Below are 21821 nucleotides of genomic sequence, written 5' to 3' on the forward strand. Positions count from 1 at the left end.
TCGCTGTCGGCTCCTCCGGTGGAGGAGGTGAAGGTGGGCATCCAGATCCTGGAGTCGCTGAACCTGCGTCAGCGGGGGCTGGAGATCGTCTCCTGTCCGTCGTGCGGGCGCGCCCAGGTGGACGTGTACAAGCTGGCCGAGGAGGTCACGGCCGGTCTGACCGGTATGGAGGTGCCGCTGCGCGTGGCGGTGATGGGCTGTGTGGTCAACGGTCCCGGTGAGGCGCGTGAGGCGGACCTGGGTGTGGCCTCCGGCAACGGCAAGGGGCAGATCTTCGTGAAGGGCGAGGTCATCAAGACCGTGCCCGAGTCGAAGATCGTGGAGACCCTGATCGAGGAGGCCATGAAGCTCGCCGAGCGGATGGAGGCGACGGAGGGGAACGACGACGCGGCCGACGCCCCCACCTCGGTGGGGACACCGACGGTGACGGTGAGTTGACGTACGGCACGGACCGAGAGGGGGCCCAGCGTGACGATCCTGGAGAGCATCCGGCAACCACGCGACCTGAAGGCGCTGTCCGAGGCGGAGATCGGCGAACTGTCCGAGGAGATACGTGACTTCCTGGTGCACGCGGTCGCCAGGACGGGCGGTCACCTCGGGCCCAACCTGGGCGTGGTGGAACTCACCATCGCCCTGCACCGGGTCTTCGAGTCGCCGGCCGACCGGATCCTGTGGGACACCGGTCACCAGAGCTATGTGCACAAACTGCTGACGGGACGTCAGGACTTCTCCAAGCTGCGCGGCAAGGGCGGCCTGTCCGGCTATCCCTCGCGCGAGGAGTCCGAGCACGACGTCATCGAGAACAGCCACGCCTCGACCGCGCTGGGCTGGGCCGACGGGCTCGCCAAGGCCCGCCAGGTGCAGGGGGAGAAGGGGCATGTCGTAGCCGTCATCGGCGACGGCGCGCTGACCGGTGGCATGGCCTGGGAGGCGCTGAACAACATCGCCGCCGCCCGGGACCGGCCGCTGATCGTCGTCGTCAACGACAACGAGCGCTCGTACGCGCCGACCATCGGCGGCCTCGCCAACCACCTGGCCACCCTGCGCACCACCGACGGCTACGAGAGGTTCCTGGCCTGGGGCAAGGAGGTGCTGCAGCGCACCCCCGTGGTCGGCGGCACCCTCTACGAGTCGCTGCACGGTGCGAAGAAGGGCTTCAAGGACGCCTTCGCCCCCCAGGGCATGTTCGAGGACCTGGGACTCAAGTACCTCGGCCCGATCGACGGACACGACGTGCGCGCCCTGGAGTCGGCGCTGCGCCGTGCCAAGCGCTTCCACGGTCCGGTCCTCGTCCACTGCCTCACCGAGAAGGGCCGCGGCTACGAGCCGGCCCTCGCGAACGAGGAGGACCACTTCCACTCCGTCGGCGTGATGGACCCGCTGACCTGTGCGCCGCTCACCCCGTCCGGCGGACCGTCCTGGACCTCGGTGTTCGGCGAGGAGATGGTGCGCGTCGGCGAGGAGCGCGACGACGTCGTGGCGATCACGGCGGCCATGCTGCACCCGGTGGGGCTGGCGAAGTTCGCCGAGCGCTTCCCGGAGCGGGTCTGGGACGTCGGCATCGCCGAGCAGCACGCGGCCGTCTCCGCGGCCGGACTGGCCACCGGCGGCCTGCACCCGGTCGTCGCCGTCTACGCCACCTTCCTCAACCGCGCCTTCGACCAGCTCCTCATGGACGTGGCGCTGCACCGCTGCGGGGTCACCTTCGTGCTGGACCGGGCCGGCGTCACCGGCACCGACGGCGCCTCCCACAACGGCATGTGGGACATGTCCGTCCTCCAGGTCGTGCCGGGCCTCAGGATCGCCGCCCCGCGCGACGCCGGCCAGCTGCGCGCCCAGCTGCGCGAGGCCGTCGCCGTGGACGACGCGCCCACCCTGGTCCGCTTCCCGAAGGAGAACGTGGGTCCGGAGATCCCGGCCGTCGCCCGGGTGGGCGGCATGGACGTCCTGCACCGCGCGGAGCGGCCCGAGGTCCTGCTGGTCGCCGTCGGCGTGATGGCCCCGGTCTGCCTCCGGGCCGCCGAACTGCTCGAAGCGCGCGGCGTCGGCTGCACGGTGGTCGACCCGCGCTGGGTCAAACCGGTCGATACGGCGCTGCCCGGTCTGGCCGCCGGGCACCGGCTGGTGGCCGTCGTGGAGGACAACAGCCGGGCGGCGGGCGTCGGCTCCGCGGTGGCCCTGGCCCTCGGCGACGCCGAAGTCGACGTACCGGTGAGGCGGTTCGGCATCCCGGAGCAGTTCCTCGCCCATGCCAAGCGCGGCGAGGTCCTCGCCGACATCGGCCTGACGCCGGTCGAGATCGCGGGCCGGATCGGCGCGAGCCTGGGCGTGCGGGAGCGGACCGGGGCCGTACCGGCGCAGGAGTCCGCCCGCGCCGCCGGGACCCCCATGCCAGTCAAGGAGACGACTGAATGACCACGGAGTTCGACCTCGGCGCCCTGCTGGCCGAGCGCGGCGCCGAGCGCTACGAGCTGCACAGCAAGCACCTGAACCACCAACTGCCGCGCATGCTGCGCACCATCGGCTTCGACAAGGTCTACGAGCGGGCCGAGGGCGCGTACTTCTGGGACGCGGACGGCAACGACTACCTGGACATGCTCGCCGGGTTCGGGGTGATGGGCCTGGGCCGCCACCACCCGGTCGTCCGCAAGGCGCTGCACGACGTCCTGGACGCCTCCCTCGCCGACCTGACCCGTTTCGACTGCCAGGCGCTGCCCGGGCTGCTGGCCGAGCGGCTGCTCGCCCACAGCCCCCACCTGGACCGGGTGTTCTTCGGCAACAGCGGCACCGAGGCGGTGGAGACCGCGCTGAAGTTCGCCCGCCGGGCCACCGGCAGGCAGCGCATCCTGTACTGCGAGCACTCCTTCCACGGGCTGACCACCGGCTCGCTGTCGGTGAACGGCGAGGAAGGCTTCCGGGACGGCTTCGCCCCGCTGCTGCCCGACACCGCCGTCCCGCTCGGCGACCTCGACGCGCTCGCCCGTGAGCTGCGCAAGGGCGACGTGGCCGCCCTGATCGTCGAGCCCATCCAGGGCAAGGGCGTGCACGAGGCGCCGGCCGGCTATCTGCGCGCCGCCCAGGAACTGCTGCACAAGCACAAGGCGCTGCTCATCGCCGACGAGGTGCAGACCGGGCTCGGCCGCACCGGCGACTTCTACGCCTACCAGCACGAGGAGGGTGTCGAACCCGACCTGGTGTGCGTCGCCAAGGCCCTGTCCGGCGGCTATGTGCCGGTGAGCGCGACCCTGGGCAAGGACTGGATCTTCAAGAAGGTCTACTCGTCGATCGACCGGGTGCTCGTCCACTCCGCGAGCTTCGGGTCCAACGCCCAGGCGATGGCGGCGGGCCTCGCCGTGCTCTCGGTCATGGAGAACGAGCAGATCGTCGCGAACGCCCGGGCCACCGGCGACCTGCTGAGGTCCCGGCTGTCGGCGCTGACCGGGAAGTACGAGCTGCTCTCCGACGTGCGCGGCCGGGGCCTGATGATCGGCATCGAGTTCGGCCGGCCCAGGTCCCTGAAGCTGCGCGGCCGCTGGACCATGCTCCAGGCGGCCCGCAAGGGCCTGTTCGCGCAGATGGTGGTGGTCCCGCTGCTGCAACGGCACCGCATCCTGACCCAGGTCTCCGGCGACCACCTGGAGGTGATCAAGCTGATCCCGCCGCTGGTCGTCGGCGAGAAGGAGGTGGACCGGTTCGTGGACGCCTTCACCGCCGTCATGGACGACGCGCACGGCGGCGGGCTGATGTGGGACTTCGGCAAGACGCTGGTCAAGCAGGCCGTCGCCAACCGCTGAGGGCCCTGGCCGGGCAGACGTCGCACAGCGGCCGGGCGGGCGCCGCACGGCGCGGCTCCCGGCCCGGCCGCGGCCGCGGGCGGGGGCTCCCTCAGGATTTTGCCTCTGAGGCAACGAATTTGCCGCAGAGGCAATTCTGGGGCTGAATGGAGGCATGAGCTCTCCCGAGTCCGAGCCCTCGGCGAGGCCGGCCGAGAACCTGCCCGTCGTCGCGCCCCAGCTGCGTGCGCTGCGTCGGCGCGCCTCCCTCACCCTGGAGGCCGCGGCCCGCGCCGCCGGACTGTCGCCCGCCCACCTCTCCCGCCTGGAGACGGGGCAGCGCCAGCCCTCGCTGCCGATGCTGCTCGCCCTCGCCCGTGTCTACGGTACGACGGTCTCCGAACTGCTCGGCGAGACGGTCGCCGACCGGGACGCGATCGTGCGTGCCGCGGACATGGAACCGACCCGGGCCGGCGGCTGGACGTACTGGCAGGCCGGCGCCTCGGGCCGCGGGATGCAGGCCCTCAGGGTCCGTGTCCCGCACGGCTCCCAGGGCGACATCGTGCGCGTCCACCCCGGCGAGGAGTGGCTGTACGTGCTCAAGGGGCGGCTGCGGCTGCGCCTGGGGGACACCGCGTACCTGCTCGCGTCCGGCGACAGCGCGCACTTCGACTCGCTGACCCCGCACCGCATCGCGGCCGAGGGGCCGGACGGGCTGGAGCTCCTCTTCGTCCACACCCTGCTGCAGAGTCCCACGGCCGCGCTGTGCCTGGGCCCCCTCACTGGAGAGATGCCATGAGCGACATGGAAGAGAAGTTCCCGCGCGCCCTGTGGGTCCGGCTCATCATCTACATCGCCGTCGGCCACCTCTTCGCCGCCTTCATCTGGCTGCTGTTCGAGGTCGGCGCCAAGTAGCGGGCGAGGGGGAGCGCCGCCGGCTCAGTCCAGCAGTCGCTCCCGCAGCCGCTCCCGGGTCCCGGGGGAGAGCCGCAGGCCCTGCTCCAGGTAGGCGTCGGTGCCGCCCCAGGTCTCCTCGATGGTCTCCAGGGCCGCCGTCAGGTACTCGGCGCGCGCGTCGAACAGGGGGTTGAGCAGCTCCATGACCTCGGGGGAGTAGGCCGAGGGCGAGGTGCTGCTGCGCCGCACCCGGTAACGGCGGTGCTTGGCGTTGGACTCCAGGTAGTCCGCGACGATCGCCTCGTGCTCCACGCCGAGGGCGAGGAGCGTCACCGCGATCGACAGGCCGGCGCGGTCCTTGCCCGCGGCGCAGTGCATCAGGGCCGGGACGCTGTCCTCCGCGATGGCGTGCAGCACCCGGGAGTGCTCCGCGGTGCGCTCCTTGATGATCGACCGGTAGGAGGCGATCATCCGGTCCGCGCCCTTGCCGTCGTCCAGGATCGCCCGCAACTGGTCGAGGTCGCCGTCGCGGACCATCTTCCAGAACTCGGCGCCGTCCGCCGGGTCGCTCAGCGGCAGGTTGACGTTGCGCACGCCGGGCAGTTCGACGTCCGGTCCTTCCAGCTTCCGGTCGGCCGCGTTGCGGAAGTCGAAGATCGTGTGCAGCCCCAGGGAGGCGAGGAAGACCGCGTCCTCGGCGGTCGCGTGCGCGAGGTGGCCGCTGCGGAACAGCACCCCGTGCCGCACCCGCCGTCCGTCCACGGTCGGCAGTCCGCCCACATCACGGAAGTTGCGCACTCCGGCCAGCTCGGGCTCGGTCGACGGGACCTGCTGCGTCACGGGAACTCCTCCCTTTCGGCCCCGCCGCCACGGTTCGCCGGCGGGCGCGGCTTATGACGATACGACATACGTTCCGGGGGCAACGAGCTGTCGCCGGGCCCGGCACGCCGGGCCCGCGCTTGCCCGGCCGGCCCCGTGCGACAGCCGTCCGGCCGTCCGGCCCGGCGACTGCCGCCGCACCCGCCCGGCCACGCGTATTCCCAGGTGAGCAAGGAAGTTGGAGTGGCTTATCTCACCGCCCGTCAACCCCTGCCTACGGTCGCGTAGGTCACATTCGAAGGTGAATCATGGTCCGACGTGGCAGACGATTCGAAGAGTGACAGCAGATCAGTGATCGGGTCGTACGTGGCGGTGGGGGACAGCTTCACCGAGGGCGTCGGCGACCCCGGCCCGGACGGGGCCTACGTCGGCTGGGCCGACCGGTTCGCCGTACTCCTCGCCGACCGGCGGCCCGAGGGCGACTTCCAGTACACCAACCTCGCCGTGCGGGGCAAGCTCCTCGACCAGATCGTGGCGGACCAGGTGCCGCGGGCCGTCGAGCTCGCCCCCGACCTGGTCTCCTTCTGCGCGGGCGGCAACGACATCATCCGCCCCGGCACCGATCCGGACGAGGTGGCCGAACGGTTCGAGAGGGCCCTGGCCCGGCTCGCCGCCGCGGCCGGCACGGTCATGGTCACCACCGGGTTCGACACCCGGGGCGTGCCCGTGCTCAAGCACCTGCGCGGCAAGATCGCCACGTACAACGGCCATGTGCGGGCCATCGCCGACCGCTACGGCTGCCCGGTGCTCGACCTGTGGTCCCTGCGGGCCGTCCAGGACCGCCGGGCCTGGGACCACGACCGCCTGCACCTCTCGCCCGAAGGACACACGCGCGTGGCGTTGCGCGCGGGCCAGGCCCTCGGCCTGGAGGTGCCGGCCGACCCGGAGCAGGCCTGGCCGGCGCTGCCGCCCCGCGGGACCCTGGAGGTCCGGCGGGACGACGTCCACTGGGCGCGCGAGTACCTGGTCCCGTGGATCGGCCGCCGACTGCGCGGTGAGTCCTCGGGCGACCACGTGACGGCCAAGGGCGCGCTCTCCCCGGACGACATCAGGTCACGGATCGCCTCGGTGGCCTGAGGGGACCGCGGTACGCCTTGACGGGCGCCGGCTCCGGCGAGGCCGCCGGCTCCGGCCGGGCACCCGTCGCCGGCCGGAGGGCCGCACCGGGGGCCGGCGGCCGGTCGCGGGGCCGTCGCCGGGGCGTGGGCCCGTCGCCGGGGTCGTGGGTCCGGTGGCGGGGAGTCGGTCCGGTGGCGGTCCGGGGGTCCGGTGGCGGGGAGTCGGTCCGGTGGCGGGCCGGGGGTCCGGTGGCGGTACCGGCGCGCAGGAGCAGGTCGGGGGGCCGGAGCCGGCCCGGTCCGGTTCCGGACCCGGCGGCCGCTCTCGCGCCGTGGACCCGGGACGTCCTGGTGCTCAGCGCGCGGAGGCGGTCAACGCCTCCCGTTCCAGGCCGAGTTCCCGCACGAGTGCCTCGTCCACCCAGTTCCGGGCCCGCGCGCGGGAGACCGTGCCGCCGTAGGACGTCAGTTGCACGGCGAGCCCGTCCAGCAGCGCGGTCAGGCGCAGCGCGGTGCCGGAGGGGTCCGGGCACCGGAACTCGCCCGCCGCCACGCCCTCCGCGACGACCTCGGTGATGGCCGCCTTCCACTCCCGGTCGAGGTCCCGCGCGACATCGCGGAGCGCGGGCTCGCGCAGCGCCGCCGCCCAGCCCTCGATCCACAGCCGCCAGCCCTTGGCCGGGCCGGTGGGCGCGTACCAGCGCACGGCGGCCCGCAGCCGGCGCAGTGCCGTCGTGCGCCGCCCGAGCAGCTTGCGCAGGCGGGCGAGGTCGTCCTCGGCCGCGTGCGCGAACGCGGCCGCGACCAGCCTCTCCTTCGTCGAGAAGTGGTAGAGGACCAACGCGTTGCTCACGCCGAGCGCCGAGGCGACGTCCGCTATCCGTACCGCGGCCACCCCGCGCGCCTCGATCTGTCCGATGGCGGCCCGCAGCAACTCCTCGCGCCGCTCCGCCACACTCAACCGCACTCTCGCCACGCGGTCACCCTAACGGGCGTTGTCCCAGAGGCAATCCGGGTGGCGCGCCCGGCCCACGGCCCACCGCCCGCGGCGGCCGCCGCGCACGAGCCCGCGCGGGCCGGAGCGGACCGAACGGCCACCGGCCCGGGTATCCGGAGCGGACCGAACGGCCACCGGCCCGCGCGGGCCGGAGCGGACGGAACGGCCACCGGCCCGGGGGTCCGGAGCGGACCGAACGGCCACCGGCCCGCGCGGGCCGGAGCGGACGGAAAGGCCACCGGCCCGGGGGTCCGGAGGGCGCGGCGGGCCGTGGGAACGGGCCCTTCATAATGGAAAGCCTGACCGACTCCAACTGGAGGTATCGTGGCCGGCTTCCGTCCCCTGAGCTCCGGGCTCCGCGCGCTGCGGCCCGCGGCCTTCGGCGCGGACCCCGGCGGAGAGCGCATGGCGCGCATCCGCCGCTCACCCCATTTCAAGGACGGCGTCTTCCAGAACCCCGGAGGCGTCGCACGGACCCGGCCCTCCGGTTCGATGCTCGACTTCGCCAAGGTCTACTTCGACAAGGAGGAGCGCCCCCGTCGCTCCCCCGACAGCAATGTGCCGGTGCACCCCACGACCTTCGCCGACCTGGCCCGGCCCGCGGCCACCGGGCTGCGGCTGACCTGGCTCGGGCACTCCAGCGTGCTGGTGGAGATCGACGGGCAGCGGGTGCTCTTCGACCCGGTGTGGGGCGAGCGGTGCTCCCCCTTCCCCTTCGCCGGCCCCGCACGGCTGCACCCGGTGCCGCTGCCGCTGGCCGCGCTGGGCCCGGTCGACGTGGTCGTCATCTCGCACGACCACTACGACCACCTGGACATGCCCACGATCAAGGCGCTGGCCGGCACGGACACCGTCTTCGCGGTGCCGCTCGGCGTCGGCGCCCACCTCGAACACTGGGGCGTGTCCGCCGCCCGCCTGCGCGAACTGGACTGGCACGAGTCCACCAAGGTCGGCGGCGTCACGCTGACCGCCACCCCGGCCCGCCACTTCTGCGGCCGCGCCCTGCGCAACACCCAGCACACCCTGTGGGCCTCCTGGGTGGTCGAGGGCGAGCGGCACCGCGTCCACCACAGCGGCGACACGGGCTACTTCGACGGCTTCAAGGACATCGGCGCCGACCACGGCCCGTTCGACGCCACGATGATCCAGATCGGCGCGTACTCCGAGTTCTGGCCCGACATCCACATGACCCCCGAGGAGGGCATGCGCGCCCACCTCGACCTCCAGGGAGGCGCACCGCACGGTGTGATGCTGCCGATCCACTGGGGCACCTTCAATCTGGCCCCGCATCCCTGGGCCGAGCCGGGGGAGTGGACGCTGGCCGCGGCGAAGGCGGTCGGACAGGCGGTCGCCCTGCCCGTTCCGGGTCAACCCTTCGAGCCGGCCGGCGACCTCCCCGAGCGCCCCTGGTGGCGGGAGGTGTCCCCGCCGCTCGACCGCAAGTGGCCCGTTCCGCAGATCGCCGCGGCGGCCTCCCGCGAAGACCTCGACCTCGTGGGCGAGGGCTGACGGCGGCGGAGCATGAGAGCGCGGAGGATCGGGGCATGACATTCGTCGACGACGTCCTGAACGGGCGTGCCACCCTCGACGACTTGGACACGTACGGTGACGCGTGGAACGACTCCGAGCGGGACCTGGGGGAGTTCCACGACTTCCTGGGCCTGCTGTGGCCCGAGTACGCCATGTGGGTCGAGGAACACGAGGTGCTCGGCTATGTGATCGAAGCACGGCGCTTCGGCGTCGGCCTGCTCGATCTCCTCCGGGCGCGCAGGGCCCAGGACCCGACAGCCGACGAGCTGTACCGGCTGAGCGGCCGCTACGCGGCAGCGTGGGCCGCCGTCTCGCGGTGACCCGCACCGGCCCCGCCGGCACCGGAGCGGGAAACCCGTGGTCCCGGCACATCCCGAGATGTGCCGGGACCACGGCCGTCATCGGCCGCCGTGCCCCGGTGACGAGCGCGCCGGCCCGGCGACCCGGCCGGTGCCGGGAGTGCGGAGAGCCGCCGGGCGCCGCAGCCGCGACTGGAGCCGGTCCGGCGGCCGGACGTCGCCCGCACGGTGCCGGGGCGGCGTCCGAGGCTGTCTCGTTATGGCTCCCGCGCTCGGCCCTCGTGCATCATTGACCCGGTTGCTCCTTCATCAGCGATCGAATCCAGTTGCCTCAACGCCCCCTGTGAACGCGGAGGTTCGCGATGGTGTCGATGCGCGTCCACCTCGTGCTGGTGCACGGCCTGTTCTCCTCCGCGAAGGTGTGGAAGGCATTCGAAACGCTCATCGGCACCGACCCCGAACTGGCCGGCTGGGTCAGCGTCCACCCCTTCGAGTACGACTCCCCGCTCGTCCGGCTCCGTCCCGACCGCCGGGTCGCCGAGACCGACGACGTCGCGGACCAGCTGGGGACCTTCCTGGAGACCGAACTCGCCGACGCCGAACGGATCGTGCTGGTCACCCACAGCCAGGGCGGCCTGGTCGTGCAGCGCTTCCTGGCCCGCAAGCTGTGGAACGGCGAGGGCGCCGACCTGGCCCGGATCAAGCACTTCACGATGTTCGCCTGCCCCAACACCGGCTCGGGTTTCTTCCTCACCGTCCGCAAGGCCCTCAAGCTCTGGAGCAACCCGCAGGAGCAGCAACTGAGGCCCTTCGACCGGGCGGTGACGGAGGCCCAGCGGACCGTCCTGAGCGCGGTGGTGCACGCCCGGGGGCACAGCGACAAGGAGTGCCCCATACCGGTCCGCGCCTACGGCGGCTCCTCCGACGACATCGTGCCGCCGGTCGTGGCCCGCGGCGTCTTCCCCAAGGGCGGCGTGGTCACCGCCGACCACTTCTCCATCGTCCAGCCCGCGGACCGTACCGCGGCCTCCTACCGGGCCGTGCGCGGCGCCCTGCTGGAGGCGACCCGGGACGCGCCGGCCCGCGAGGCGGCTCCCCCGCCCGGGCCGGCGGCCGCGCGGCCCCCCGCCACCGCCCGCACCGACGGGGCCGTCGACGGCGTCCGCACCGCCGCGGACACCCGGGCCGACGGCGGGCCCTCGGGGCCGCCGCCCGCCGCCGAGGACCCGGACCTCGCCCCCTTCCCGCCCCCGCCGTACGGGCGGTTGGACGAGGGCCAGTTGAAGGGCGAGGACCGGCTGAGCCTGGTCGCCCACCTCCTGTCCGAACAGGCACGCCGGCAGGTGCACGTCGTGGCGGGCCTCGGCGGGTCGGGGAAGAGCCGGATCGCCCTGGAGGTCGCCGACCGCGCCCAGCGCGCCGGACACCGCGTCTGGTGGGTGTCGGCGCCCGAGCTCAGCCTCCGGATGCGGATGATCGCCCGTGATCTGGGCGCTCCGTCGATCACCGTGGAACGGGCCTGGCTCGTCGGCACGGCGATGGACCTGGTGTGGACCCTGCTGGACGCCTGCCCCGACCCCTGGCTGCTGATCTTCGACAACGCCGACGACCCCGAGCGCCTCGGCCCCCGCGACGGCCCGGTCTCCGCCGGAACCGGCTGGCTGCGCACGCCGCGCAACGCCCGGGGCACCGTGATCGTCACCAGCCGGGTGCGCAGCCGGCACGCCTGGGGCGACGCCTGCCGCGTCCACCAGGTGCTGCCGCTGGACGAGAACGACGGCGCCTCCATGCTGCTGGAACGGACCGGCGGGCTGGGCGGTACCAACGAGGACGCGCGCAGACTGTCGCGGCAGTTGGGCGGGCTGCCGCTGGCCCTGCGACAGGCCGCCGACGTGATCAAGGCGGTCAGTCAGAGCCGGGTCTCACTGGACAGCGACATCAGGGACTTCGAGACCTTCCGCCGTACCGTCGCCCCCCGGGTCGACACCGCCACCGACCAGGACGGACCGCACCTGAGCGAACTGCTGGGCCGGGAGATAGTGGAGAAGGTCTGCGGGATCGGCATGGACCTGCTCACGCAGCACGAACTTCCGCAGGCGCCCTACCTGTTGAAGGTCCTCGCCTGTCTGAGCATCGCCCCGATCCCCTACCGCTGCCTCCTCACCGACTCCGCGCTCGCCCAGTCCCCGCTCTTCCCCGGCGCCACCCCCGCCGGCACCGGAGCGGCCCTGGCGGGCCTGGAGGAACTCGGACTCGTGGACGCCTACGAGCGCGAGGGCGTCACCGACCGCGCACTGGCCGGCGTGCTGACCCTGCACCCCGTCGTGCACGGAGTCCTGCGCGAGGACGAGGAGGTGCGCAAGCGGCCCGCGGACTACTACGGGCTGGCCGTGCGCATGCTCCGGTCGGCCACCCAGCACCGCAACCCCGACCACCCCGCCAACTGGCCGCTGTGGGCCGCGCTCACCCCGCACGCGCTGGAGGTGTCCCGGGCCTGTCTGCTCGGCGACCTCAGGCTCTCCGACCGCTCCGTGCGCACCGAGGCCCTGGAACTGGCCCGGCTGACCGCCCGCTACCTCATCGCCACGGGGCTGCTGGGGCCCGCCCACGACCTCGTCCTCCCGCTCGTCGAGCGCTGCTCCTCGTTCGGCTTCGACAGCGACGACCGGGAGGTCCTCGGCCTGCGCCACGAGCAGGGGCGCATCCACCTCGACAGGGAGCAACTGCCCCTGGCCGAGGCGGTCCTGGGCCGCGTCGTGGAGGTGAGGACCCGGATCCTGGGGGAGGACCACGCCGACACCCTGGCCAGCAGGCACAAGCTGGCCCGCGCCATCAACGAGCAGACCGGCCGGGAGGGCGAGGCCGAGGTCATGCTGCGCTCCATCGTCGAGGCGGAGAAGCAGGTGCGCGGCCCCGAGCACTACGACACCCTGGTGGTGCGCCACACCCTGGCCCGGACGATGTTCGCCCTCGGGGCGCACCGCGAGGCCGAGTCGGAGGCCCGGGAGATACTGGCCATCAGCCGTCGCAACCACTGGCCGCCCGCCACGCCCGAGACCCTCCGGGTGCGGGAGACCCTGGCCCACTCGCTGATGAGTCAGGGCCGCAGCCAGGAGGCGGAGCAGGTCATCCGCGAGGCGCTGCGGGACGCCGCCCAGCCCCCGGACTCCAACCTCGTCATGCGGCTCCGCTGGACCTTCGTCCTCGTGATCCTCGGAATCCGCGGCCGTACCCCCGAAGCGGTGAACGAACTGCGCGCACTGGTGCACGACCTCGACCGGGTGGTGACCTCCGAGCACCCGCTGTCCGTGCAGGCCAGGGCACTCCTCGAAACGGCGGTAAGGGAGATGCCGACCTGACGCGCCCCCGGGGTCACTCCGTTCCCGGGAGCAGTTGGGCGGAACGCCGTCGGACACGGCGCCCTTGCGCGTAGCCTGACGGTGCCTCACGCTGTGTGACGCGTCCCCTACCGAAGCGCTCGGAGGTCCGCCGATGACATCTCTCCCCCCTGACACCTACGACGACCAGGCCCTGACGTGGGGCGCTCCGGGGAGCGAGCTGGAGGAGATGCAGGCGGAGTTCGGCCGGCGGATCGCGATGGAAGCGCTGGAGGCCGGACGCCAGGCACTCGAACTCGACGCCAAGACCGCGTTCCGCGCCACCGGCGGAGCGCATCCGGGCTAGGCACGACGTCTCTTCGCCGCTGTCTTCCAGAATGTCAGGGGGATCACGAATGACATCAGGGACATCCACGCAGGGCTTACCGCGGACCGTGTCGCACGACCCCTTCTTCCGCGCCGCCACCGCGTCCGCCTTCACCCACGACCTGCTCGCCGGGCTCGCGGCCGGACGGTACGCGGCGGTGCGGGTGCCCGGCTTCCTGCCCCAGCAGCGGTGCGCCGAGGTGCTCGCCGCCCTGGAGACGCGGGCCTTCGACTCCTACGGCAGCACCCGTGTCCAGCCGCGGGTGATGCGGTTCGGCGTGGGGATCAGCGACCACATGGCGGACGGCGGCGTCTGTGAGGACTACTGGAAGGCCCTGGAGGGGCACCACGCCGCCTGGCAGGGCCTCGGCCTCTCCTTCGACCCCTTCCTCACCTGCCGGGAGGGGCTCGGCGCGCACTGGCCCGGGGGCGTGGCGGTCGGCCGCAGGGGCGGCCGGGAGCTCGGCGACGGCGTGGCCAGGGAACCCAACCAGGGCTTCCTGGTCCACTTCGACGACGCCCTCCGCGAGTACACGGGGGACCTGCTGGACGAACCCCTGATCGCCCAGTTCGCGTTCAACCTCTACCTCGCCGTGCCCGACTCCGGCGGCGAGACGGTCCTGTGGCGCCACCGGTGGCAGCCGGAGGACGAGGCGCACCGGCTGCCCGCCTCCTACGGCTACGACGAGGCGGTGGTGCGGGGTGCCGAATCCCTGGAGATCACCCCGCGCGTGGGCGAGGCGCTGCTGATCGACCCGCGCTACTTCCACGCGGTGCGGCCGAGCCGGGGCGCCCGCAGGATCGCCCTGGGGTTCGCGGTGGGGCTCGCCGCCTCCGGCCGGCTGCTCACCTGGGCCTGAACGCCGCGCCGGCGCGGCCGGGTCCGGGCGGCGCGAGGCCGACCGGGCGGGCGGCTTTGACGCCTCAGTGACGGAGCCGCTACGTTCGGGTGATGGACATCCTGCGCTACGTGGCCTTCAGCACCGACCCCTCGGGCGGGAACCCGGCGGGTGTGGTGCTGGACGCCGAGGGCGTCGACGAGGCCACGATGGGCGCCGTCGCGGCGGAGGTCGGCTACTCGGAGACGGCCTTCGCCGTCCCCCGCCCGGACGGGGCGCTCGACATCCGCTACTTCAGCCCGAAGGCCGAAGTGCCCTTCTGCGGCCACGCCACCATCGCGACCGCCGTCGCCCACGCCCACCGGCACGGCGTCGGCGACCTGCTGCTGCACACCATGGCCGGACCCGTCCCGGTGACCACCTCCGCGCGCCCGGACGGCTCGATCGTCGCCACCCTGGTCAGCGTCGAGCCCCGCACGGCGGAGATCGCCGAACCCGATCTGGCCGAGCTCCTCGCCGCCCTGCGCTGGTCCGCCGACGACCTCGACCCGGCCCTGCCGCCGCGGGCCGCCTACGCCGGCGCCTGGCACCCGGTCATCGCGGCCGCCCGCCGGGACCGGCTCGCCGACCTCGACTACGACATGTCCGCGCTCGCCGACCTCATGGCGCGCCGGGACTGGACCACCGTCACCCTGGTCCAGCGGGAGGCGGACACCGTCTTCCACGTCCGCAACCCCTTCCCGCCCGGCGGCGTGGTCGAGGACCCGGCCACCGGCGCGGCGGCGGCGGCCTTCGGCGGCTACCTCCGCGCCCTGGGCCTCATCGACCCGCCCACCGTGCTGACGATCCACCAGGGGACGGACATGGGCCGGCCGAGCCTGCTCACGGTGGGCGTCCCGGCGCACCCGTCGAGCGGCATCGAGGTGACGGGGACGGCGGTCCGCATCGCCTGAGCGGGGGCGGCGGCTACCGCGCGCCGTCCGCGGAGACCTCCAGGACGACCTCGATCTCCACGGGCGCGTCGAGCGGCAGGATGTTCATCCCGACCGCGCTGCGCGCGTGCCGGCCCGCCGCTCCGAACAGGTCGACGAGCAGCTCGCTGGCCCCGTCCACCACCGCCGCCTGCCGGACGAACCCGGGCGCGGAGGACACGTACCCGACCACCTTCACCACCCGGACCACCGTCTCCAGCGGTGCGACCGAGTCGGCGGCGGCCAGCGCCGCCAGCGCGCATTGCCTGCTCAGCTCCTTGGCCCGCTCCAGCGACACCTCCGCCCCGACCCGCCCGGTAGCGGTCAACTCCCCTCCGGTCAGCGGGATCTGACCGGCGACGAAGACATGGCTGCCGCTGCGCACGGCGGGCACGTAGGCGCCCTTGGGTGCACTCACCTCCGGCAGTCGCAGACCGAGCCCGGCGAGCCGCCGGCGGACGTCAGTGGTCATGGCCCCTCCTGGTGACCTGGACGACGCGAGTCATCGTCCCACCGCCCCCGTCCGGTCGGGACCCACTTCGCCCCTTGCTCCCACGGTGGCGGCGCCGGTCTGCTACGGCAGCCCCGCCGCGACGGCCCGGTCCCCGTCATGGTGGACGACCGTGATGTGCCGTCCGGACCCAGGGGTCTCGAGTTCGTCGAGCACGGCGACGGCCAGGTCCTCGGCGCTGATCCACGACCGGCCGTCGGCGGCGGTGAGCAGGGTGTCGGTGCCGCGCCGGTAGCGGCCGGTGCGGGCGCCGGGCAGGAGCTGGGCCGGCGGGCTCAGATAGACCCAGTCACCGCCGGCCCGGCGCCGGCAGGCCCGCAACTGGGCGACCCCGGCGGCGGCGACGCTCCGGAACTCGGGCGGCACGTGAACGGGGTCGTCGGCGACCAGGAGTTCGCGGTCGCCGGGGCTGCGCAGCGCGCCGGCGCCGCCGACCACGAGGAGGCGGATCCCGAGCCGCGCGGTCAGGTCCAGCAGCGTACGGGTGACGCCGACCAGGAACTCCTGGTCGACCGGTTCGGTCCGCACGGCCAGCACCACGGCGTCCGCCGCGCTCCGCGAGGCGGAGCCGGCGAGCGCCTCGCGCACGGCGGCCGGATCCCGGGCGTCGACCGCGACCGGGGTCACGCCCGCCTTGCCGCCCGGCGGCCTCCGGGACAGGGCGAGCACGCGGTGTCCGCGTGCGCCGGCCTCGGCGACCACGCGGCTGCCCACCATCCCGCCGGCGCCGAGCACGGCGATCGTCATGCCCGTCCCGGTCGTGTCCGTCCTCGTCGGTTCCGTCCCCATCGGTTCCTTCTCCATCGGTTCCTCCTCCGTCAGTCCTGTCACCGTCGTGGAACCCCTCCGCGTCATCGGTCCCGCCGGCTTCGCCGCACCCGCCCGCACCGCCTCCGGCCCTCTTGGGCCCGTCCTCATCGAAGGCGAGCCTCGCGTGCGGGGTCCGCCGAGGAGCGGTCGCGCCCGGTCCGGGCACGCCGGTCCGGGCCAGTGAGCTGCGCGGCGAGCATCGCGGCCAGGGCGAGGGCGAAGCCGAGGGTCTGCGGCAGGGTCGTCGACTCGCCCAGCGCGACGCCGACCACGGCGGCGACCAGCGGGGACAGCAGCACCAGCGGGGCGGACGCGCCGACCGGCAGCCGCCCGATGCCGCGGAACCACAAGGTGTAGGCGATCAGCCCGCCCATGCTGCCGAGCCACAGATAGCCGCCGACGGCTCCGGCGTCGATCCGCCGCGGCACCCCCTCGATCCCGAGGGTGAGCGGGAGCAGCAGCAGGCCGCCTGCCGTCAGCTGCCAGCCGGCCAGGGTCATGGGCCCGGCCCCCGCGGGCCGGCCCCAGCGCTTGGTGAGGACGACCCCGCAGGCCATGAAGGCCGTTCCGCCGAGGCCGGCGAGCACCCCGACGGCGTCCAGCCGGGCCCGCGGCCCCAGCACGACGAGTCCGACGCCGAGCACGCCGATCACGCCCCAGCCCAGCCGCCAGGCCGTCGGCCGGTCGTGCAGCGCCACGACGGCCAGCCCGGCGACCAGCAGCGGCTGGGCGGCGCCGAGGGTGGCGGCGACACCGCCGGGGAGACGTTCGGCGGCCAGGAACAACAGGGGGAAGAAGGCGCCTATGTTGAGCACGCCGAGGACGGCCGCCTTCCACCACCAGTCCCCACGGGGGAGCACCCGGGTGATCGCCAGCGCGAGCAGGCCGGCGGGCAGGGCGCGCATCAGTCCGGCGAACAACGGATGCCCGGGCGGCAGCAGTTCCGTGGTCACGGCGTACGTGGTGCCCCAGGACGCGGGCGCGAGGGCGGTCAGGGCGACGGTGGCCGCCTGCCGCGCGTGCGGGGTCCGCGGCAGGCCCGGGGACCGGGCGGTCGAGGTATGCATGCGGTGGAGTCTGGCCGTCACGCATCATGATTCCAAAGCATGCTTGTCATGCCAGCCATGAATCAGCATCATGGTTCGGGTGGATCTCCAGCAGATGCGATACGTCGTGGCCGTCGCCGAAACCCGCAACTTCACCCGCGCGGCGGAGCGCTGCGAGGTGGTGCAGTCGTCACTGAGTCACCGGATCGCCGGCCTGGAACGGGAACTCGGCGTCAGGCTGTTCGCCCGGTCCAGCCGACGCGTCGAACTCACCAGCGCCGGGGCCGCGTTCCTCGCCGGCGCCCGCGAGTGCCTGGCCGCCGCCGACCGCGCGGCGGCCGACGCGGCCGCCGCGGCCGGCGTGGTGCGCGGCCGGCTCGCCGTCGGCGTGATCGTGACCACGGCCGCGGTCGACGTACCCGAACTGCTCCAGCGCTACCGCGCCCGGCACCCGGACGTCCGCGTCCTGCTGCGGGCCGGCGGCAGCGACGAACTGGTGGCGGCGATCCGGGCCGGCGAACTGGACATCGCCTTCCTGGGCCTGCCGGAGGACGAACGGCCCTCCGGGGTGGAGACCGTCGTCCTCGATCACGACGAGCACGTGCTGGTGGTGCCCGCGGGGCACCGGCTCGCGGGCGCTTCCCGGGTCACGCTGGGGGACGTCGCCGGGGAGACGTTCGTGGACTTCGTCGCCGGGACACCCGCCCGCGCCCAGTCCGACCAGGCGTTCGCCGCCGCTGGGCTGGCCCGTGACGTGGCGTACGAGGCCGGTGTCGCGGAGCTGACGACCCGGCTGATCGCGCGCGGACTGGGCATCGCACTGCTGCCCTCGGCCTTCGTCCGGCCGCTGGCCGCGGACGACCCCGCGCTGGCGCTGGTCCCGGTGGTCGACGGGCCGCACCGGGTGGAGTACCTGGCGTGGAGCCGGTTCAACCCCAGCCCGGCCACCCGGGCGATGCTCGACGTCCTCGGGGTGGACCGACGGGCCCGGCGGCCGGACGACGGGCGCGACGGTTAGTGCCGCAACAGGCAACGTTCACCCCGTCGCGACGCCCGGCACGCCTCCCCCGATCTCTTCGAGCAGGGGGAACCCCACTCGCCGCACCGGCCGAAAGCCCAAGTACGCCCAGTACGAGGACTTCCGGCCGGCACTCCCCCGAGCTCTTCGAGCAGGGGGCACCCCCAGAGAGCACGCACCGGACGCCGCTCCTCGACGGGCAAACGTTGCCTGCCGCGGCACTAGACGGCCTCCTCCTCGCGCGCGGTCAGGCGCTGCTCCAGCTGGGCGGCGAGGTGGCCTCGGGCGGGCTTCCCGCTCGCGGTGCGGGGAACGGCGCTGTGCGGGACCTCCAGGACGGTGTGCGGGGCGACGGTGAGGTCCGCGGCGATGCGGGCGGCGATCCGGCCGGTGTCGAGGACCTCGCCGCGCCGGGCGACGAGGACGACGGCGAACGAGCCGCCGTACGGCACCGCGACGCACTCCGCCACGCCCGGCTCGGTGGCCGCCAGTTGTTCGACGTCCGCCGCGAAGACGTTCACGCCGTTGACGGAGATCCGGTCGCCGCGCCGGCCGCTCAGATACAGCCGGCCCGACCTCAGGCAGCCGAGGTCGCCGGTGTCGAACCAGTGGGCGCGGTGGTCGGTGGCGCCGTCGTAGCCGTTGAAGAGGGTGCCTCCGCGCAGCTGCACGGAGCCGGTCGCCCCCGGCGGGCAGGTGCGTCCGGTGTCGTCGACGATCCGCAGGTCCAGGCCGGGCGCGGGAGTTCCGAGGCAGGCGGTGACGGTGGGGCCGTCCGTGTGGAAGCTGTGTCCGGCGTCCACGTACCGGTGGGCGGTGGCCATCAGCGCCGCCTCGGCCAGGCCGTAGCAGAAGACCAGTGCCGTCGGGTCGAAACCCCACGGCCCGGCGGCGGACAGGAAGGTGTCGACCGAGGGCCGGCGGATGGGCTCCGCGCCGCAGAAGACGGTGCTCCAGGCGCCGAGCAGCCGCGGGTCCGGGCCCGTGCGTGCCGCCGCCTCCGCGATCCGTGCCGCGAGGTAGCGCAGCATGAAGTCGGGGAAGGCGCTGTGCACCGACTCGGCGTCGCGTACCAGCCGCAGGGCGGCCATGGGTCTGCGCAGGAAGGCGCCCGGTTCCTCGACGACCAGGTCGATGCCCTGGACGAGGGAGGTCAGCACCCCGATGAGGCCCATGTCGTGGTGGAGCGGCAGGGCGATGAGCCCCGCGTGGCCGGGCTTCATGCCGGCGATGTCGCGGATGGCGTCGATGTTGCCGAGCACCGCGCGATGGCTGAGCGGAATGGGCCGCGGCATGCCGGTGGAGCCGCTGGTGTACTGGATGAACGCCAGGTCCTCCGGGTCCCCCGGGGCGGGCCCGGGCACGGTCCCGCCGCGCAGCTCCAGCTCGAGCTCGCCCAGCCCGGGGCCGGCCACCCGGAACGCGTGGCGCACCCCCTGCTGGCGGGCGACCGTCTCCAGGTACTCCTCCAGCACCGCCCCCGGAACGCGCGGCTTGACCGAGACGGGCACGGCGCCCAGGTGCATCAGCCCCAGCATGGCCAGCACGCTCTCGCGCGAACTGCCGATGCGCAGCATCACCCGGTCGCCGGGGCACACGCCCTGCCGGGCGAAGCCGCCGGCGGCCGCGGCGATCTGTTCGGCCAGCTCGGGGTAGGTGAGGCTCGTACGCCGGGCGCCGGTGCCGAAGGTCACCGTCGCGTCCCGGCGGTGGGCCTGGTCCGCGAGGGCCGCCCGGAGGGTGTTCCCGCTCATGCCGCCCTGCCCGGGACTTCGAGCATGGCCTCCAGGTCGGCCGGGTGGACGCGCTTGGTGTCGCGGTCGACGAGCCCCAGCCGGACCCGTCCGGTGGCGACCACGGTCCCGTCGGTGCGCTCGACGTCCTGGGCCAGCGTGAAGCTGAACGGGGACCGCTCCGCCAGCGAGGTGCGGACGGCGAGGCGGCCCACCGGGTCCCAGTCGACCGCGCGCAGGTAGTCCAGCCGGAGCTGGAGCACCACGGCGACCAGCCGGCTGTCGCGCAGATCGACCCCGCAGGCGAGCCCCCACTCCCACCGGCCGGTCTCCAGGAGCTGGACGTACACGCTGTTGTTCAGATGACCGGCCCAGTCGAAGTCGTTGGGACGCAGGGCGACCTCACTGACGTGCACCAGGCCGAACGGCCGGCCGGCGGTCATGGCTGTTCCCCCTCGCTCGGCGCCGGCGCGGCGAGCAGCACGACCACCGCGCCGGCCATGTCGCCGCTGTGACTGATGGAGACGTCCGCGCTGATGTTGCCCTCCTCGAACCAGCGGCCGATCCGGCCGTGCAGCCTGATGCGGGGCCGCCCGGTGGGGCCGTGCGCGATCTCGATGTCGGGAAAGGTGTGCGCGGGCGCCCGCGGCAGGGCGCCCACCGCCTTGACGAACGCCTCCTTCGCCGAGAACAGCCCCGCCAGGGAGGCCGCCGGATCGGGACGCGAGCGGCAGTGCCGGCGCTCGGCCTCGGTGAACAGCGTCCCGTTATCGAGCAAGTGCGGCTTCGCGCGCAGCTCCGTCACGGACTGCAGATCGAATCCGGTCGACATCGTTGGTGCGCAGGCTGGCGAAGTAGGCACGTTTGAGGTCCTCGTAGGAGCGGGTCTGGATTCCGGTAACCTCGCGCACCAGGGCGAAGACACTGGTCAGCTTCTGCTTGTGCACCGAGCCCTCGTGCAGGGCGTCGTCGCCGAGCCCGAACTCCTCCTCGCCGGTGCGGGTCCGCTCCCACCAGTTGACGTAGCCCTGCCGCTCGGTCTGGGCGTCGCGGGCCGAGCCGAAGGTCTCGCCGCCGTCCGGACGGATCCAGGTGTACGCCATCGACAGCACGTCCTTGATCGGGTAGACACCCGAGTCCACCAGGGCCTTGGCGAACGAGGCGAAGTACTGCCGGTGCTGGACCTCGTCCTTCATGATCGTGTGGAAGACGTCGCGGACGAGTCCGTCCTCGGTGGTGCGGGACTGCCAGCCGTAGGACACGCAGGCCTCGATCTCCACGCACGCCTGGAGGATGCACACCCGCGCGTAGTTGTCCGCGGGGAACGGGCCGCGGTGCTCGACCACTTCGGCCTCGTCGATCGGGTCGATGCCCGCCATCTCCATGAGCCGTCCGAAGGCGACCTCGTGGTGCGCCTCCTCCTCCAGCCAGTAGCGGGCCGACCAGGCGGCGGCGACGTGCAGCACGTCCGCGCCGAGCGGGTTGGACTCGCGCAGTTCCCCGGCGAGCTTGACGCCGTCCACGGCGAGCCGGATACCGGCGGGCTGGGTGGTGAGTTCGGCGCGCGCCGCGTGCCACAGCGCGGCCTTGTCGCCCGGTTCGGGCCGCGACAGGCTGCGGCCGTCGAAGAGCTGGTCGGTTCCCCAGCGGCGCTGCTCGTGGTAGCTCTGCTGGACGCGCAGCACGTCGCTGATGGTGGCTCCGGCCCGGAGCTCCTTGACGATGTCGGTCATGATCAGCACGGGTCCCGCCTTTC

General features: G+C 73.5%; 22 protein-coding genes. 13 read left to right on the forward strand and 9 right to left on the reverse strand.

Annotated elements, in window-relative coordinates:
• The 5 genes from ACF061_RS28315 to ACF061_RS28335 form a co-directional block, all read left to right on the forward strand.
• On the forward strand, positions 1 to 438 hold a 438-nt coding region (locus tag ACF061_RS28315; protein WP_392269809.1), incomplete at its 5' end, for a flavodoxin-dependent (E)-4-hydroxy-3-methylbut-2-enyl-diphosphate synthase.
• A gap of 30 nt (positions 439 to 468) precedes the next feature.
• On the forward strand, positions 469 to 2415 hold the full coding sequence (gene dxs, locus ACF061_RS28320) for a 1-deoxy-D-xylulose-5-phosphate synthase (protein ID WP_392269810.1): 1947 nt from the start codon (positions 469 to 471) through the stop codon (positions 2413 to 2415).
• On the forward strand, positions 2412 to 3794 hold the full coding sequence (locus tag ACF061_RS28325) for an aspartate aminotransferase family protein (RefSeq protein ID WP_392269811.1): 1383 nt from the start codon (positions 2412 to 2414) through the stop codon (positions 3792 to 3794). The genes dxs and ACF061_RS28325 overlap by 4 nt, the downstream gene beginning before the upstream one ends.
• Before the next feature lie 154 nt (positions 3795 to 3948).
• Positions 3949 to 4572, forward strand: a complete 624-nt coding sequence (locus ACF061_RS28330) for a helix-turn-helix domain-containing protein (RefSeq protein ID WP_392269812.1) — start codon at positions 3949 to 3951, stop codon at positions 4570 to 4572.
• Positions 4569 to 4688, forward strand: a complete 120-nt coding sequence (locus ACF061_RS28335; RefSeq protein WP_037755618.1) for a DUF6126 family protein — start codon at positions 4569 to 4571, stop codon at positions 4686 to 4688. Before ACF061_RS28330 ends, ACF061_RS28335 begins: the two co-directional genes overlap by 4 nt.
• Positions 4689 to 4712: 24 nt before the next feature.
• Here the strand turns inward: ACF061_RS28335 and ACF061_RS28340 are convergent, their stop codons facing one another.
• Entirely contained in the window at positions 4713 to 5510 is a 798-nt protein-coding gene (locus ACF061_RS28340; protein ID WP_392269813.1) for a tyrosine-protein phosphatase, read from the reverse strand.
• A 330-nt stretch (positions 5511 to 5840) separates the two neighbouring features.
• Here ACF061_RS28340 and ACF061_RS28345 point away from each other — a divergent pair, with 330 nt between their 5' ends.
• Positions 5841 to 6626, forward strand: a complete 786-nt coding sequence (locus ACF061_RS28345; protein WP_392269935.1) for an SGNH/GDSL hydrolase family protein — start codon at positions 5841 to 5843, stop codon at positions 6624 to 6626.
• A gap of 336 nt (positions 6627 to 6962) precedes the next feature.
• On the opposite strand, the gene ACF061_RS28350 is transcribed toward ACF061_RS28345, so the two are convergent.
• Positions 6963 to 7583, reverse strand: a complete 621-nt coding sequence (locus tag ACF061_RS28350) for a TetR/AcrR family transcriptional regulator (protein WP_392269814.1) — start codon at positions 7581 to 7583, stop codon at positions 6963 to 6965.
• A 345-nt stretch (positions 7584 to 7928) separates the two neighbouring features.
• Between ACF061_RS28350 and ACF061_RS28355 the strand changes: the two genes are divergently transcribed.
• The 6 genes from ACF061_RS28355 to ACF061_RS28380 all read left to right on the forward strand — a co-directional run bounded on the left by ACF061_RS28355 (position 7929) and on the right by ACF061_RS28380 (position 14929).
• Complete coding sequence (locus ACF061_RS28355; protein WP_392269815.1) at positions 7929 to 9113, forward strand: MBL fold metallo-hydrolase; 1185 nt, start codon at positions 7929 to 7931, stop codon at positions 9111 to 9113.
• Positions 9114 to 9148: 35 nt separating this feature from the next.
• Positions 9149 to 9454, forward strand: a complete 306-nt coding sequence (locus ACF061_RS28360) for a hypothetical protein (RefSeq protein ID WP_392269816.1) — start codon at positions 9149 to 9151, stop codon at positions 9452 to 9454.
• 341 nt (positions 9455 to 9795) lie between these two features.
• On the forward strand, positions 9796 to 12792 hold the full coding sequence (locus ACF061_RS28365) for a tetratricopeptide repeat protein (protein ID WP_392269817.1): 2997 nt from the start codon (positions 9796 to 9798) through the stop codon (positions 12790 to 12792).
• A 133-nt stretch (positions 12793 to 12925) separates the two neighbouring features.
• Positions 12926 to 13117 carry a hypothetical protein gene (locus ACF061_RS28370; protein WP_392269818.1) on the forward strand — a complete coding sequence of 64 codons (192 nt, stop codon included), beginning with the start codon at positions 12926 to 12928 and terminating at the stop codon, positions 13115 to 13117.
• An 88-nt stretch (positions 13118 to 13205) separates the two neighbouring features.
• The gene (locus ACF061_RS28375) at positions 13206 to 13997 is read left to right on the forward strand and encodes a proline hydroxylase (RefSeq protein ID WP_392269819.1); all 792 of its coding nucleotides are present in this window, start codon (positions 13206 to 13208) and stop codon (positions 13995 to 13997) included.
• Positions 13998 to 14089: 92 nt separating this feature from the next.
• On the forward strand, positions 14090 to 14929 hold the full coding sequence (locus tag ACF061_RS28380; protein ID WP_392269820.1) for a PhzF family phenazine biosynthesis protein: 840 nt from the start codon (positions 14090 to 14092) through the stop codon (positions 14927 to 14929).
• A 13-nt stretch (positions 14930 to 14942) separates the two neighbouring features.
• On the opposite strand, the gene ACF061_RS28385 is transcribed toward ACF061_RS28380, so the two are convergent.
• The 3 genes from ACF061_RS28385 to ACF061_RS28395 all read right to left on the reverse strand — a co-directional run bounded on the left by ACF061_RS28385 (position 14943) and on the right by ACF061_RS28395 (position 17335).
• Positions 14943 to 15419: a RidA family protein gene (locus ACF061_RS28385; RefSeq protein WP_392269821.1), complete on the reverse strand. Its 477-nt coding sequence runs from the start codon at positions 15417 to 15419 to the stop codon at positions 14943 to 14945.
• A 102-nt stretch (positions 15420 to 15521) separates the two neighbouring features.
• Positions 15522 to 16205: an NAD(P)-dependent oxidoreductase gene (locus ACF061_RS28390; RefSeq protein ID WP_392269936.1), complete on the reverse strand. Its 684-nt coding sequence runs from the start codon at positions 16203 to 16205 to the stop codon at positions 15522 to 15524.
• A 167-nt stretch (positions 16206 to 16372) separates the two neighbouring features.
• Complete coding sequence (locus tag ACF061_RS28395) at positions 16373 to 17335, reverse strand: EamA family transporter (protein ID WP_392269822.1); 963 nt, start codon at positions 17333 to 17335, stop codon at positions 16373 to 16375.
• A 79-nt stretch (positions 17336 to 17414) separates the two neighbouring features.
• On the opposite strand from ACF061_RS28395, the gene ACF061_RS28400 reads away from it, so the two are divergent.
• Positions 17415 to 18332, forward strand: a complete 918-nt coding sequence (locus tag ACF061_RS28400) for a LysR family transcriptional regulator (protein ID WP_392269823.1) — start codon at positions 17415 to 17417, stop codon at positions 18330 to 18332.
• 221 nt (positions 18333 to 18553) lie between these two features.
• On the opposite strand, the gene ACF061_RS28405 is transcribed toward ACF061_RS28400, so the two are convergent.
• The 4 genes from ACF061_RS28405 to ACF061_RS28420 are packed head-to-tail and all read right to left on the reverse strand — an operon-like array spanning position 18554 to position 21807.
• Positions 18554 to 20086: an AMP-binding protein gene (locus ACF061_RS28405; RefSeq protein ID WP_392269824.1), complete on the reverse strand. Its 1533-nt coding sequence runs from the start codon at positions 20084 to 20086 to the stop codon at positions 18554 to 18556.
• On the reverse strand, positions 20083 to 20508 hold the full coding sequence (locus tag ACF061_RS28410) for an acyl-CoA thioesterase (protein WP_392269825.1): 426 nt from the start codon (positions 20506 to 20508) through the stop codon (positions 20083 to 20085). The genes ACF061_RS28405 and ACF061_RS28410 overlap by 4 nt, the downstream gene beginning before the upstream one ends.
• Positions 20505 to 20870: a holo-ACP synthase gene (locus tag ACF061_RS28415; protein ID WP_392269826.1), complete on the reverse strand. Its 366-nt coding sequence runs from the start codon at positions 20868 to 20870 to the stop codon at positions 20505 to 20507. The genes ACF061_RS28410 and ACF061_RS28415 overlap by 4 nt, the downstream gene beginning before the upstream one ends.
• Positions 20833 to 21807: a hypothetical protein gene (locus tag ACF061_RS28420; RefSeq protein WP_392269827.1), complete on the reverse strand. Its 975-nt coding sequence runs from the start codon at positions 21805 to 21807 to the stop codon at positions 20833 to 20835. Before ACF061_RS28420 ends, ACF061_RS28415 begins: the two co-directional genes overlap by 38 nt.
• Between the last annotated feature and the right edge of the window lie 14 nt (positions 21808 to 21821).

This window comes from Streptomyces sp. NPDC015220 (genome assembly GCF_043079345.1).
Taxonomy (GTDB): Bacteria; Actinomycetota; Actinomycetes; order Streptomycetales; family Streptomycetaceae; genus Streptomyces.

Bases quoted from the DNA above. Each gene is read 5' to 3' on its own strand.
- ACF061_RS28325 (WP_392269811.1), top strand. From the start codon at position 2,412: ATGACCACGGAGTTCGACCTCGGCGCCCTGCTGGCCGAGCGCGGCGCC.
- ACF061_RS28330 (WP_392269812.1), top strand. From the start codon at position 3,949: ATGAGCTCTCCCGAGTCCGAGCCCTCGGCGAGGCCGGCCGAGAACCTG.
- ACF061_RS28335 (WP_037755618.1), top strand. From the start codon at position 4,569: ATGAGCGACATGGAAGAGAAGTTCCCGCGCGCCCTGTGGGTCCGGCTC.
- ACF061_RS28360 (WP_392269816.1), top strand. From the start codon at position 9,149: ATGACATTCGTCGACGACGTCCTGAACGGGCGTGCCACCCTCGACGAC.
- ACF061_RS28365 (WP_392269817.1), top strand. From the start codon at position 9,796: ATGGTGTCGATGCGCGTCCACCTCGTGCTGGTGCACGGCCTGTTCTCC.
- ACF061_RS28370 (WP_392269818.1), top strand. From the start codon at position 12,926: ATGACATCTCTCCCCCCTGACACCTACGACGACCAGGCCCTGACGTGG.
- ACF061_RS28380 (WP_392269820.1), top strand. From the start codon at position 14,090: ATGGACATCCTGCGCTACGTGGCCTTCAGCACCGACCCCTCGGGCGGG.
- ACF061_RS28385 (WP_392269821.1), bottom strand. From the start codon at position 15,419: ATGACCACTGACGTCCGCCGGCGGCTCGCCGGGCTCGGTCTGCGACTG.
- ACF061_RS28390 (WP_392269936.1), bottom strand. From the start codon at position 16,205: ATGACGATCGCCGTGCTCGGCGCCGGCGGGATGGTGGGCAGCCGCGTG.
- ACF061_RS28395 (WP_392269822.1), bottom strand. From the start codon at position 17,335: ATGCATACCTCGACCGCCCGGTCCCCGGGCCTGCCGCGGACCCCGCAC.
- ACF061_RS28405 (WP_392269824.1), bottom strand. From the start codon at position 20,086: ATGAGCGGGAACACCCTCCGGGCGGCCCTCGCGGACCAGGCCCACCGC.
- ACF061_RS28410 (WP_392269825.1), bottom strand. From the start codon at position 20,508: ATGACCGCCGGCCGGCCGTTCGGCCTGGTGCACGTCAGTGAGGTCGCC.